General features: G+C 60.6%; 10 protein-coding genes and 2 pseudogenes. 9 read left to right on the forward strand and 3 right to left on the reverse strand.

Annotated features, from left to right (window positions below):
• Positions 1–127: 127 nt before the first annotated feature.
• Positions 128–1807: pseudogene (gene betA, locus NRB16_RS05825) on the forward strand (choline dehydrogenase); the annotation flags it as partial.
• 171 nt (positions 1808–1978) lie between these two features.
• On the opposite strand, the gene NRB16_RS05830 reads toward betA, so the two are convergent.
• A complete protein-coding gene (locus tag NRB16_RS05830) occupies positions 1979–3319 on the reverse strand; it encodes an LLM class flavin-dependent oxidoreductase (protein ID WP_257105685.1) in 1341 nt (446 codons plus the stop codon).
• A gap of 343 nt (positions 3320–3662) precedes the next feature.
• Here NRB16_RS05830 and tauA point away from each other — a divergent pair, with 343 nt between their 5' ends.
• The 7 genes and pseudogenes from tauA (at position 3663) to NRB16_RS05865 (ending at position 10125) form a co-directional block, all read left to right on the forward strand.
• Positions 3663–4643, forward strand: a complete 981-nt coding sequence (gene tauA / locus NRB16_RS05835) for a taurine ABC transporter substrate-binding protein (RefSeq protein WP_045491116.1) — start codon at positions 3663–3665, stop codon at positions 4641–4643.
• A 100-nt stretch (positions 4644–4743) separates the two neighbouring features.
• A complete protein-coding gene (gene tauB / locus NRB16_RS05840) occupies positions 4744–5538 on the forward strand; it encodes a taurine ABC transporter ATP-binding subunit (RefSeq protein WP_257105686.1) in 795 nt (264 codons plus the stop codon).
• A gap of 86 nt (positions 5539–5624) precedes the next feature.
• Positions 5625–6383 (forward strand): annotated as a pseudogene (tauC, locus tag NRB16_RS05845) (taurine ABC transporter permease TauC); the annotation flags it as partial.
• Positions 6384–6397: 14 nt separating this feature from the next.
• Entirely contained in the window at positions 6398–7231 is an 834-nt protein-coding gene (gene tauD, locus NRB16_RS05850) for a taurine dioxygenase (protein ID WP_253112371.1), read from the forward strand.
• A 340-nt stretch (positions 7232–7571) separates the two neighbouring features.
• Positions 7572–8069 carry a hypothetical protein gene (locus NRB16_RS05855; RefSeq protein ID WP_257105687.1) on the forward strand — a complete coding sequence of 166 codons (498 nt, stop codon included), beginning with the start codon at positions 7572–7574 and terminating at the stop codon, positions 8067–8069.
• Between the two features lie 272 nt (positions 8070–8341).
• Entirely contained in the window at positions 8342–9424 is a 1083-nt protein-coding gene (locus tag NRB16_RS05860) for a tetratricopeptide repeat protein (RefSeq protein WP_257105688.1), read from the forward strand.
• 335 nt (positions 9425–9759) lie between these two features.
• Positions 9760–10125, forward strand: a complete 366-nt coding sequence (locus NRB16_RS05865) for a histone-like nucleoid-structuring protein, MvaT/MvaU family (protein ID WP_253112380.1) — start codon at positions 9760–9762, stop codon at positions 10123–10125.
• Between the two features lie 589 nt (positions 10126–10714).
• Here NRB16_RS05865 and NRB16_RS05870 read toward each other — a convergent pair.
• A complete protein-coding gene (locus NRB16_RS05870; RefSeq protein WP_045491094.1) occupies positions 10715–11263 on the reverse strand; it encodes a DUF4946 domain-containing protein in 549 nt (182 codons plus the stop codon).
• A gap of 135 nt (positions 11264–11398) precedes the next feature.
• Between NRB16_RS05870 and gloA the strand changes: the two genes are divergently transcribed.
• Positions 11399–11920 (forward strand): lactoylglutathione lyase, encoded by a 522-nt coding sequence (gene gloA / locus NRB16_RS05875; protein WP_257105689.1) that lies wholly within the window; start codon positions 11399–11401, stop codon positions 11918–11920.
• A gap of 78 nt (positions 11921–11998) precedes the next feature.
• Here the strand turns inward: gloA and ahpF are convergent, their stop codons facing one another.
• Positions 11999–13561 carry an alkyl hydroperoxide reductase subunit F gene (gene ahpF / locus NRB16_RS05880; RefSeq protein ID WP_253140832.1) on the reverse strand — a complete coding sequence of 521 codons (1563 nt, stop codon included), beginning with the start codon at positions 13559–13561 and terminating at the stop codon, positions 11999–12001.
• Between the last annotated feature and the right edge of the window lie 78 nt (positions 13562–13639).

Here is a 13639-nt window from a genome sequence, read left to right on the forward strand (position 1 = left end):
GTAAACGCGGTAGGAGCGACCTTGGTCGCGAAGGGGCCGTATCAGGCGCTACATCTCTAGCGCCTTCAAGTCCGTCTTCGCAAGCAAGCTCGCTCCTACAATTGCCCCATGATAGAGGACGCATTTTATGTCCCAAGAATACGATTACATCATCATCGGTGCCGGCTCGGCCGGTAACACCCTCGCCGCTCGCCTGACCGAAGACCCTGGTGTCACGGTCCTGCTGCTCGAAGCCGGCGGACCTGACTACCGCCTCGACTTCCGCACCCAGATGCCGGCAGCACTGGCCTTTCCGCTGCAGGGCCGACGCTACAACTGGGCCTATGAAACCGATCCTGAGCCACACATGAATAACCGGCGCATGGAGTGCGGTCGCGGCAAGGGCCTGGGTGGCTCGTCGCTGATCAATGGCATGTGCTATATCCGTGGTAACGCCATGGACCTCGACCGCTGGGCTCAGCTGCCGGGCCTGGAAGACTGGAGCTACCTGGACTGCCTGCCCTACTACCGCAAGGCCGAAACCCGCGACATCGGCGCCAACGACTGGCACGGTGGTGAAGGTCCAGTGAGCGTGGCGACGCCCAAGCCCAACAACAACCCGCTGTTCGCCGCGATGGTCGAAGCCGGCGTGCAAGCCGGTTACCCGCGCACCGAAGACCTCAACGGCTACCAGCAGGAAGGCTTCGGTCCGATGGACCGCACCGTGACCCCGAAAGGTCGTCGTGCCAGCACCGCCCGCGGCTATCTGGACACCGCCAAACAGCGCGACACCCTGACCATCGTCACCCACGCCATGACCGACCGCATTGTGTTCAACGGCAAACGCGCCAGTGGCGTGCGTTACCTGATCGGTGACAGCAGCGCTGTTCATGAAGCCTGGGCACGCAAAGAAGTGCTGCTGTGCGCTGGCGCGATTGCCTCACCGCAGATCCTGCAGCGCTCCGGCGTCGGCCCGGCCGAACTGCTGGAAAAACACAATGTACCGGTGGTCCACGACTTGCCGGGGGTCGGCGAAAACCTGCAAGACCACCTGGAAATGTACATCCAGTACGCCTGCACCCAGCCGGTCTCGCTGTACCCTTCGCTGTTGTGGTGGAACCAGCCAGCCATTGGCGCCGAATGGCTGTTCAACGGCACCGGTATCGGCGCCAGCAACCAGTTCGAGGCCGGCGGTTTTATCCGTACCCGTCCCGAGTTCGAATGGCCGAACATCCAGTACCACTTCCTGCCCGTCGCGATCAATTACAACGGCACCAACGGCGTCAAGGAACATGGCTTCCAGGCCCACGTCGGCTCGATGCGCTCGCTGAGCCGTGGCCGGGTGCAGATCAAGTCAAAAGACCCGCACGAGCATCCAAGCATCCTGTTCAACTACATGGCGACCGAGCAGGACTGGCAGGAATTTCGTGATGCGATCCGGATTACCCGCGAGATCATTGCCCAGCCGGCACTGGACGCTTACCGTGGCCGCGAGATCAGCCCGGGCCTGGAGGTCAAGACCGACGAGCAGCTCGATGCGTTCGTGCGTGAACACGCCGAAACCGCGTTCCACCCGTCCTGCTCGTGCAAGATGGGCACCGACGACATGGCAGTGGTCGATGGCCAGGGCCGTGTCCACGGCCTGCAAGGCCTGCGGGTCGTCGATGCGTCGATCATGCCGGAGATCATCACCGGCAACCTCAACGCCACCACCATCATGCTCGCCGAGAAGATCGCCGATCGCATCCGTGGTCGTCAGCCGCTGCCGCGCAGCAACGCCAAGTACTTCAAGGCCAACGGCGCCCCGGTACGTCGCGCGCCTATGCGCAAGACTGAACACACCGACGGCATCCCGGCCCTGGAGGCGGTGCAGGAAGCTGTTGTAGCGCCAGAGCCGGTCGCCCACTAAACCCTGGCATCGCGTAGCAAACACGGCCCCCCGTAGGAGCAGCTTCAGCTGCGAAAGGCTTCGCAGCTGAAGCAGCTCCTACGGGAAGGCCTATACCGCCCCCTTCGTCGGTATGCCGCCCAGACCAAGGTCGCTCACAGAATGTCTACGCCACTGCGGCCGTGGCAATCCCAGATGCTCGCGTAACGTCCGCCCTTCATATTGCTCGCGGAACAGCCCGCGCTGGCGCAGGATCGGCAGCACCCCTTCGACAAACGCATCCAGCCCTTCAGGAAAATGCGCCGGCATCAGATTGAAGCCGTCGGCGGCTTCGTTCTCGAACCAGGCAATCATCTCGTCCGCCACCTGTTGCGCGGTGCCCACCACAATCCGATGCCCTCGTGCCCCGGCAGCCAGGTGACAGACCTGACGCAGGGTCAAACCGTCCTTATGGCTCATGTCGAGCAGCAACTGCGCCCGGCTTTTCATGTTTTCCGGTAGCGGCTGGTCCAGGTCGAAACCGCGCACGTCATGCCCCAGCCGATCGCTGACCAGCGCCAGCGCGGCGTCCAGGTCATTCCACTGCTGCAGCCGTTCGAAATGCTCCAGCGCCTCACTCATGGTGCGGCCGATGATCGGCATGATGCCGGGCATCACCACACAATGCGCGGGGTCACGGCCCTGCCCGGCCGCCTGGCGTTTAAGGTCACGGTAGAAAGCCTGGCCGCTCGGCAGGTCCTGCTGGGCGGTGAATACCACCTCGGCAATGCGCGAAGCCAGCGCCATGCCCGGCCCTGACGAACCGGCCTGAACCAGCACCGGATGGCCCTGCGGCGCACGGGTCAGGTTCAACGGACCCGCAATATTGAAGAACTCGCCCTGGTGATCCAGGCGGTGCATCCTATTGGTGTCCAGATACACACCGCTTTGCGCATCGCGCACATAGGCGTCGTCCTCGAAGCTGTCCCACAAGCCGCGCACCACATCAACGAACTCTTCGGCCTGGGCATAACGCCGCTCATGGTCAGGGTGCTTGCCCAGGCTGAAGTTCGCCGCGCTGTCGTAGCCGGTGGTCACCACGTTCCAGCCGGCCCGGCCGTTGGAAATATGGTCCAGCGTGCCGAACTGCCGGGCAATATTGTAAGGCTCGCCATAGGTCGTGGAGGCGGTGGCGACCAGGCCAATACGCTCGGTGACCATCGCCAGCGCACCGAGCAGGGTCAGCGGCTCGAAGCGCACGATCATTGAGGGCGGCTCCTGCGGGCCGGTGACCAGCTTGTCGCCGAAAAACACCAGGTCCAGGCAGGCCCGCTCGGCGCTTTCGGTCAGACGCCGGACCAGCGCGAAGTTTTCGCTGCCGCTCTGCGCGCCAGGGTAGCGCCAGCCAGAGGCGTGATGACCGGCGGCCTGAATGAACAGGCCCAGTCGCATGTGTTTGGGGGTATGGCTCATAAGGTGTTCCGCAGCGATGTGACCCAGGTCAGCCGGCTATATCCTTAGCACTCAAGGTTATAACAGAGCCAAATATATAAAGCCTGCAATGATAAATAAACGTGATGATTCTGGCTATTGGGGGGGCCTTCATCGCAGCCTCGCTGCCTGGCATCCGCGGGCCAGAGCCCGGGCAGCTGAACTTTCTAAGCTAATTCCAATTAATTATTGGATTGGCATTTTTTATAACTTCAATATCTCTTCACCGGATCCTGGCAGCGTGCCCAGCCCTCCGTGATTGCCCTGCATTTCATCTTTACATGCAGCGGCGCCAGCCAAATTCATGAATTGAAGAAGACTCGTCATGGCTCATAAAACGTTCATTCGTCCTTTGCTCACCGCGCTGGCAGCTTCTCTGCTGGCCTTGAATGTTCAGGCAGCTCCACTGGTGGTCGGTTACCAGACCGGTGTCGACCCCAGCAAGGTGCCGCAGGCTGACGGCGTCTATGAAAAAGCCATTGGCGAGAAGATCGACTGGCGGCGCTTCAACAGCGGCCCGGAAGTGGTGACCGCGCTGGCCTCCGGCGACGTCCAGATCGGCAACCTGGGCTCCAGCCCGCTGGCCGCCGCCGCTTCACGCAAGCTGCCGATCGTGGCCTTCATCGTCTCGGCACAGATCAACTCCGCCGAAGCGTTGGTGGTCCGTAATGGCAGTGGTATCAACAACCCGCAGGAACTGGTCGGCAAGACCATAGCCACCCCGTTCGTGTCCACCTCGCACTACAGCCTGCTGGCCGCCCTCAAGCAATGGGGCCTGGAAGGCAAGGTCAAAGTGGTCAACCTGCAGCCGCTGCAAATCGCCGCCGCCTGGAAACGTGGCGACATCGACGGTGCCTTTGTCTGGTCGCCGGCCCTTGGTGAAATTCGCAAGACCGGCAAGGTACTGACCGATGCCGCAGAAGTGGGCCGTTGGGGCGCACCCACCTTCGAAGTCTGGGTGGCGCGCAAGGACTACGCCGAAAAACATCCAGAAGTGGTGGCCAAATTCGCCAAAGTCACCCTCGACTCTTTCGCTGACTACGCCGCCAACAAGGCCAAATGGACCGCTGATTCAGAACAGGTGAAAAAGATCGCCAAACTGACCGGCTCCAACGCCGAAGACGTGCCCGATCTGCTGGCCGGCTCTGAATACGCCGACGCCCAGACCCAGCGCTCTGCCGCATTGCTCAGTGGCGGCACGGTCGACGCCGTGGCCAAGACCGCCGCGTTCCTCAAGCAACAAGGCAAGGTCGAGACCGTACTCAGCGACTACAGCCCCTACGTCAGCGACAAATACATCCAGTAGGAGCGGCTTTAGCTGCGAAGCTTTAGCTGCGAAGCTTTAGCTAAGAAGCTTTAGCCGCGAAGCTTCAGCCGCCAAACCAGTCGATCACAAGGGAGGCCCCATGGCCCTGCTGCAACTTGAACGCGTCAGCGCCCATTATCCTGGCGCTGCCGAGCCGGTGCTGGCCGACATCTCGCTCAACCTCGGTCCTCAGCAGTTGCTGGTGGCCCTTGGGCCATCGGGCAGTGGCAAGACGTCCCTGCTGAACCTGATCGCCGGTTTCGTAGCGCCCAGCAGCGGGCGGATCACGCTCGATGGCGTCCCGGTACAAGGCCCCGGCGCCGAGCGCGGTGTGGTGTTCCAGGATGACGCCCTGCTGCCCTGGCTCGATGTGCTGGCCAATGTCGGCTTTGGCCTGCAACTGGCCGGCGTGGAACGCACCCAGCGCGAGCAGACCGCCCGGCAGATGCTGGCACTGGTGGACCTGGCTGGTTTCGAAACGCGGCAGATCTGGGAGCTGTCCGGCGGTCAACGCCAGCGCGTTGGCCTGGCCCGCGCACTGGCGGCTGATCCACGGGTGTTGCTGATGGACGAGCCATTTGGTGCCCTCGACGCGTTCACCCGCGAACAGGTTCAGGAATTGCTGCTGACCATCTGGCAACGCACCCACAAGCCGGTGCTGCTGATCACCCATGACATTGAAGAAGCGGTGTTCCTGGCGACTGACCTTATTCTGCTGGCGCCTTCGCCTGGCCGGATTGATGAACACCTGAAACTCGACTTTGGCCAGCGCTACGCCGCTGGCGAGCCGGCCCGGGCGATCAAGTCCGACCCTGCCTTCATTGCCACCCGCGAGCACGTGCTTGAGCGGGTGTTTTCACAACGCAGCGCCAGCGCGCGCAAGGAGCTCGTATGAGTGGCGCGCAGATCAGCCAGCAAAGTCTGGCCCGAGCCTCCACCCAGTCGGCAGACAATCCACCCCGCGCACGCGCAAGACTGGGCATCCGGACCATTTCGGCGTTGACCTTCAGCGCACTGTTGGCGCTGTGGTGGGCGGTCACTGCCGCACAGTTGATCGAGCCGCTGTTTTTACCCTCTCCTGCTGCCGTGCTGCAAAAAGCCTGGTTGCTGGCCACCGAGGGATACATGGAGTCGACCCTTTGGCAGCATTTGGGCGCCAGCCTGCAGCGTATCGGCCTGGCGCTGGTGGCAGCGGTGGTGTTTGCCATCCCGGTGGGCATCGCCATCGGCCATAACCGCGTAGCACAGGGCATTCTCGATCCGTTGATCGAGTTCTACCGGCCTATTCCGCCACTGGCTTACCTGCCGCTGATCGTGATCTGGTTCGGTATCGGCGAGTTCTCCAAAGTGCTGTTGATCTATCTCGCGATCTTCGCGCCGATTGCCATTGCCACGGCCACCGGCGTGCGCAACGTCGACCAGACCAAAGTGCGTGCCGCGCAGTCATTGGGCGCCACCCGCCGGCAGTTGATCCGCCATGTGATCCTCCCGGCCGCCTTGCCAGACATTCTGATCGGCATCCGGATCGGTCTGGGGGTTGGCTGGTCGACACTGGTGGCCGCCGAGCTGATTGCCGCCACCAACGGGCTGGGCTTCATGGTCCAGTCGGCTGCGCAGTTTCTGGTCACGGAAGTGGTCGTGCTGGGCATCCTGGTGATCGCCCTGATCGCCTTCGCCATGGAACTGGGCCTGCGTGCCCTGCAACGCAAGCTGGTGCCCTGGCATGGGCGCGGCCATTGAACGAGAGAACCTGCATGAGCCTGCAAATCACCCCCATCAGCCCGGCCCTGGGCGCCCGTGTCACCGGTGTCGACCTGAGCTTGCCATTGAGCGCCGACCATCACCAGCAGCTGCATCAGGCATTGCTTGACCATCAGGTGCTGTTTTTCCGTAATCAGCCGCTGCAGCCGGCTTCCCAGGCGCGGCTGGCCGCGTATTTCGGCGATCTGCATATCCACCCGATCTACCCCAATGTGCCTGAGCAACCTGAAGTGCTGATCCTCGACACCGAGCGCAACGACCTGCGTGACAATGCGCTCTGGCATTCGGACGTCAGCTTTCTCAAAACGCCGGCGCTTGGTGCCGTGCTCAGTGCCAAACAGGTGCCGCCTTATGGTGGCGACACGCTATGGGCCAGCAGCAGCGCGGCGTATGACGGTTTGTCCGAGCCACTCAAGCGCTTGCTCGACGGCCTGACCGCCACCCACGACCTGAGCAAATCATTCCCCGAGTCGCGTTTTGCCGTGACGGATCAAGAGCGGTTGCGCTTCGAAGAGGCCAAACGGCGCAACCCGCCCAGCAGCCACCCGGTGGTACGTACCCACCCGGTCACCGGCCGCAAGGGGCTGTTCGTCAATGAGGGGTTCACCACGCGAATCAACGAGCTGCCTGAGCTTGAAGGCGACGCCATCCTCAGGTTGCTGTTCAGCCACGCCACCCAGCCGCAATACACCGTGCGCTGGCAATGGCAGAAGGATGACGTGGCGTTCTGGGATAACCGGATCACTCAGCATTTCGCCATCGACGACTACCGCCCGCAACGCCGCATCATGCATCGCGCCACGATCCTGGGTGATGCGCCATTCTGAAGGGCACGGTTCTTGTGGGAGCGACCTTGGTCTGGGCGGCACTCCGACGAAGGCGGCGTGAAACCCGCCGCTAGTATGCTGATTTCACCGTCACTTTCGCGAGCAAGCTCGCTCCCACGGGGCAGCAACACGGCAATGAAACAGACCTGAGCCGCCTTAACTGATCGGCATTACCTCTACAGGCCACTAGTTGCCGTCAACCGGCAAGCACTGGCCTGGCATTCATCCATTCTGATCCGCGTGAACGCCAATACCATTGGGGTTGGCCGTGATTGGCATGAAAGCTGCTCCCTCCCCCTCGGCGATACCACTGCCGATCAAGGACTACAGGGAGTTTCAGATGAATATCAATACCTCGAGCATCGCTGCGGCTTACGCCCCGTCGACCCGGACCAGTTCTGGTAACAACGGCCAGCAGGCCCAGGCGAGCTACGCCGCGCAGGCTGCGACCGTGCAAGCTGCCGCTGTGGCCAGTTCACCTGCCGAGAAGCCGTTGCCAGTCCAGGCTTACGCTTTGCCTGCCTGGATGACGGTTACCAGCGCCTCGGTTATCAAGGCTGACAATACCGGCGCAATCACCATAAGTGTCCAGAACCAGGCTCTGATGAACGCCGACCCACAAGAACAGGCGCAGCTTGATGAGCTTTGGCGTCAGCATGCCAGCCAGGTGTATGCCGACAATGGCCTGAGCGACCTTGGCACCCGCTACGAGGCCACCCGCAACAACCCGGAACTCGACACGAAGCTGCACCGCCAATTCAACCAGTCGGTCACTGCCGATCCGCAACTCATGGCCTTGTTGGACAAGTTCGGCATCGCCCTGCTGCCAGTGGCCTGACCGCCGAGGTGCCCTGCAGACGCTCTGCAGGGCATGATTTCGAGGCCCCGCGTTGAATCGTTTCACCTGTCGGCACCCCACCTGGCGATTGTCCTTGGCATGGTTGCCAGCGTGCAGACCCATTACCTGTGAGAAAACCATCCTGCAAGACCTCCTCAAACCATTGAACCGGGCCAGGGAAGCATTGCGCGAGCGCTGACGATAATGATGGCGGATTTGACAGACGCCTCAGTCTCTTCGAAGCTGCATGGCGTCAAGTACTGGATACCGTAATGCCCAACGACTCACCTCAGCCCTCCCGCCGCGGGCGCCAGGCCCTGATCATCGGTTCGCTGGTAGGCGTCCTGGTCCTGACTTTATGGGCCTGGCGAAGCGAAACCAGCCGCCCCGCCGCGCCGGTACGCCCCAGCCAGAGCTACACGCAAACACTCGAGCTGGCCCGCGACGGCAAGCCGGGTGCCGCGCGCCTGCTGTATCAACAGTTGGCCCGCGACGACCTTGCCGACGAGCGGCGCATTGCGTTGCTGGCCGAACTGCCCAACTACCCTAGCCCGCAAGCGCTGAAACTGCTCAAGGCCCAACTCGACCATGAGTCGCCGGCGGTCAGCCTGGCGGCGGTTGAAAGTGCGGTACGGCTGCTGCCCGGTCATCACCTGGCCGTGGTGCTCGGCCCCTTGCTCAATGCCGATGAACCGGCATTGCGCCTCAGCGCGACCTTGGCCCTGACCCGTTTGTCACCGGATGAACTGGGGCTGTATTTCGCCGCCCTGCAACACAGCGCCGAAGCGTTTCAGCACGACTTGGCGCAACAGCCTCCCACTGTCCAGAACCGCATGCAACTGGGCAGGCTCTATCGCCAGACCGGCGATAACGCCTTGGCGCTCAGTGCGCTGGAAGACGCCGTGAAGCTGGCGCCGGACAACGTGCTGGCAGCCCTGGCGCGCATAGAGCAGCTTGATGATAACCAGCAGGCAGACCAGGCCCGACAACTCATGCGACAGTTGCTCGAAAAACACCCCGACTCCGCCCTGCTGCAGCATGCTCTGGGCATCTGGTTGCGCGATCATGGGCAGGCCGAGTTCGCCCTGCTTAGCCTGGCCCGTGCGGCGGAACTGGCGGCGGATAACAATGATTATCGGTATGACCTGGCCGTGACGCTGCACACGCTAGAACAACTGGAGGCCGCACAGAAGCAACTGCAGCAGATTCTGCAGAACCAACCGGCCAACCGACGGGCCAGAGTGCTGTTGATTCAGTACGCCCGCGAAAGTGGTCAACTACAGAATGTTCAGGTCTTGCTGGCGCAACTTGAACAACAGAATCCGGACGATCCGGCCCTGCAACAAGGTCTCTGATACTCGCCCTCAGCTACTGTAAGACGGCGTCGGCGGATACGTCAGCGCGTTACTCGCAACTTTAAAAATCCATACACCAATAACACTCTGCCGACCCTCACCAAGTGCAGCGCACATTAAACAATTGCACAAGATGGTTTTCTAATTGAAAAAAAACGGGCATTATTAATCCGCTACCGATTTAAAACTGCTCGCTGATCAGGTAGTGATGGCTGAAACGGTTAATTCCCCATCGCATCATCGAGCAGAAAACGGAATGAGCGAATCGGTCAAAGTTTTTTGTCTTGTCGCTTTGTTCGGCTGGTAACAGCCAATACACTGTCGGAGTATGTTTTTTGTCCAGACTTGCTGAGTTTCGCGCCGCAGAAAAAGCCCTTCAAGAACAACTGGCTCAGCTGGAAGCCTTGAAGAAAGACGCAGGCCTTCAGAAAGAGATCGAATTCGAGCAGAAGCTCAAGGAGCTGATGGCTAGCTATGGCAAGAGCCTGCGTGATGTCATCGCCATCCTCGACCCTAACAGCGCAACCACCCTGGTTGCTGCGCCTGCGGGTCCAAAGCGCCGCCGCGCCCGTGTCGTCAAGGTTTACCAGAACCCGCACACCGGTGAACTGATCGAGACCAAAGGTGGCAATCACCGTGGCCTGAAAGCCTGGAAAGAACAGTACGGTGCAGACACCGTCGAATCCTGGGTTCGTGCCTGAGACGTGACAGTTCACAAAAGCCCTGCTCTGCAGGGCTTTTTTATTGCCGCCCGAAAGTATAGTCAGCAACCTGTAAACAGCTAAACGAGGCCGTCCGCACAAGGCGAAAAACGTTCGCAATCGCGCTTGGATTTACAGCTTGTAACTGACCATTTTGACCCGGCTGGCTTCCAGTCTGTTTCAACCCGACGATGGCAATGCAAGGAGTTCTTAGAGGTGCCGGTTGGCCTGCAACTCCGTTCGTCGATATACAACTACATCCGGCAAGAATGTCGAACCCGTCACAGATCTGACAGCGTAAGAATACTGACGCCAATAAAATCACATTGCCACTATCGGGATACATGACCCCATACTTCAGCAAGTCCCAGCTTATTATTCTGAAAAATTACAGTCAGATAATTAGTCGTCGCCTGTAGGCTGTTTCCGAATTTTGCTCACCGGCAGTGCCCGCACGACCCGAAAGCACGACGAAAAAAAGCCGCTGGGCTTCACATTTTTTTCACGCAGGATGTTTCAAGCTACACACAGCTAAAGGACTAGCACCCCATGCCCGCACACGCGGGCTTTATTTTGCCCACAGGAAAGCTCAGGGCGCCGTGTCGAGCTTCAGCCCGTCACGAATCTGCTGCACCTGCTGCCTGTTGGCTGCATAGCCTTCTGCCGAGCCCGCATACGAAAGCGACCAGGCCTGCCGGGCATTGGCCGCCGCCACCAGGGTCTGGGTCATGACATGCACGCCGTTCTGGGTCACCGTGCAGGTGCTCTCCATGCCCGGCACACCACCCAGACTGACTTCTCGCACATGAGTGCATGCGCTTTGCAGGCCGCTGCGCGCGAAATTGACCTGCACGGCTTTGCGCATCGCCATCAGCACACCTTGCACATTGACTTCATGACCGGCAACCAGTTGGGAGCGGGTCAACTCCACCACCATGCTTGGCTCGCCTGCGGCATCGTTCTTGATGGCGCGCTGGCGCAGTTGCACCGAAGGCTGCCCTGATGCGCCTTCAACCGTCGGCAATGACTGCACCTCCCAGCCGGGGGGCCAGAGGATCATGGTGTCGTCGGCCTGTGCAGTAGCGGCGGTCAGCAGCAAAGCAGCAACAGGGAGCAAGGGATAGCGAATCATCGGCATGAGCACCGCAGCAGAGAATAAAGATCCAGAACATGAGTCTGCGGCTTTCTGGCAACAATAGGCAAATGCCGGGTTGCATCGACCGCCCTGCCCCGTATCATTGACCGTCTTTGCCCATTCAAGCCGGAGACTTTCATGAGCCTGCACGAACTCAACACTTTCCCGGGCGTGACTGCCGAACCTGACGCCGCCACCCAGGGTTTTGTGTTCAACCACACCATGCTGCGCGTCAAGGACATCACCGCCTCGCTGGATTTCTACACCCGCGTCCTGGGCTTTCATCTGGTCGACAAGCGTGATTTTCCTGAAGCCGAGTTCAGCCTGTATTTCCTGGCCCTGGTCGACAAGGCGCACATTCCGCAAGACGACGCTGCTCGCCATCAGTGGATGAAGTCCATCCCTGGCGTGCTGGAACTGACCCACAACCACGGCACCGAGAACGACGCCGGGTTCTCTTACTACAACGGCAACACTGACTCGCGCGGCTTCGGCCATATCTGTGTGTCGGTGCCTGACGTGGTCGCTGCCTGCGCCCGTTTTGAGCAACTGAATGTACCGTTCCAGAAGCGCCTGCAAGACGGCCGCATGAACCACCTGGCGTTCGTCAAGGACCCGGATGGCTACTGGGTAGAGATCATCCAGCCAACACCGCTGTAAGCACGCAGATTCGCGGCTCAAGCCCGCAAAAAAGCCCCGACTGCGTGAGCAGCCGGGGCTTTTTGTTGGTGCTGCGAATCAGGCTGGCGCGCTGGTGCGGATCAGGTGATCGAAAGCACTCAGCGACGCTTTGGCACCTTCGCCCAGGGCGATGATGATCTGCTTGTACGGCGTGACAGTGACGTCACCGGCCGCAAAAATACCCGGCACCGAGGTTTCACCGCGGGCATCGACCACGATCTCGCCGCGTGGCGACAGCTCGATCACGCCTTTGAGCCACTCGCTGTTAGGCAGCAGACCGATCTGTACAAAGATCCCTTCCAGTTCCACCGCACGCTCTTCGCCGCTGACCCGGTCCTTGTAGCGCAGGCCATTGACCTTCTCGCCGTCGCCGGTCACTTCAGTGGTCTGTGCACTGGTCAGCACGGTGACGTTGGGCAAACTATTGAGCTTGCGTTGCAGCACCGCGTCAGCTCGCAGCTGGCTGTCAAACTCCAACAGCGTTACGTGGGAGACGATACCGGCCAGGTCGATGGCCGCTTCCACACCGGAGTTGCCCCCACCGATCACTGCCACACGCTTGCCCTTGAACAGTGGACCGTCACAGTGCGGGCAGTACGCCACGCCCTTGTTGCGATACTCCTTCTCGCCGGGGACGTTCATTTCCCGCCAGCGCGCACCGGTCGCCAGGATCAGGGTCTTGGCTTTGAGGCTCGCACCGCTGGCAAACTTCACCTCGTGCAGCGCGCCGTCCTTGCCTGGAATCAGCTGGTCAGCGCGTTGCAGGTTCATGATGTCGACTTCGTACTGCTTGACGTGCTCTTCGAGGGCAACCGCCAGCTTCGGGCCTTCGGTGTGCTGGACCGAGATAAAGTTTTCGATCGCCATGGTGTCGAGCACCTGACCGCCGAAACGCTCGGCGGCAACGCCGGTACGAATGCCTTTACGTGCCGAGTAGACCGCTGCGGCGGAGCCAGCCGGGCCACCACCAATCACCAGCACGTCGAAGGCTTGTTTGGCGTTGAGCTTCTCGGCCTGGCGCGCACCGGCACCGGTGTCGATTTTGGCGAGAATCTCTTCCAGGCCCATACGGCCCTGACCAAACAGCTCACCGTTGAGGTAAATGCTCGGCACCGACATGACTTTGCGCTCGGTGACTTCATCCTGGAACAGTGCGCCGTCGATGGCGACGTGCTTGATGTTCGGGTTGAGCACGGCCATCAGGTTCAGTGCCTGGACCACGTCCGGGCAGTTCTGGCAGGACTGGGAAAAATAGGTTTCGAAACTGAACTCGCCTTGCAGGGCGCGCACTTGTTCGATGACCTCATCACTGACTTTGGGCGGGTAGCCGCCTGCTTGCAGCAGCGCCAGAACCAGCGAGGTGAATTCGTGCCCCATCGGGATACCGGCAAACCGCAAGCTGATGTCCTGGCCTGGGCTATTGAGGGTGAACGACGGCCTGCGCGCATCGTTACCGTCAGTGGCCAGGGTAATGTCTTTGCCGACGCTGACTACATCTTGCAGCAGCGCGAGCATTTCCTGAGACTTGGCGCCGTCGTCGAGGGAGGCCTGGATCTCGATGGGGCGAGTGGCCCGCTCCAGATAGGATTTCAACTGGGCTTTAAGATTGGCGTCCAACATGGTTTGGCTTTCCTTTTTTCAGGTAACAGGATTTGTATGAAAAGTCGGCAACCTGGGCCACCTTTCGTACAAAACCTT

The sequence above is a fragment of the Pseudomonas sp. LJDD11 genome, from assembly GCF_024584215.1.
Lineage (GTDB): Bacteria > Pseudomonadota > Gammaproteobacteria > Pseudomonadales > Pseudomonadaceae > Aquipseudomonas.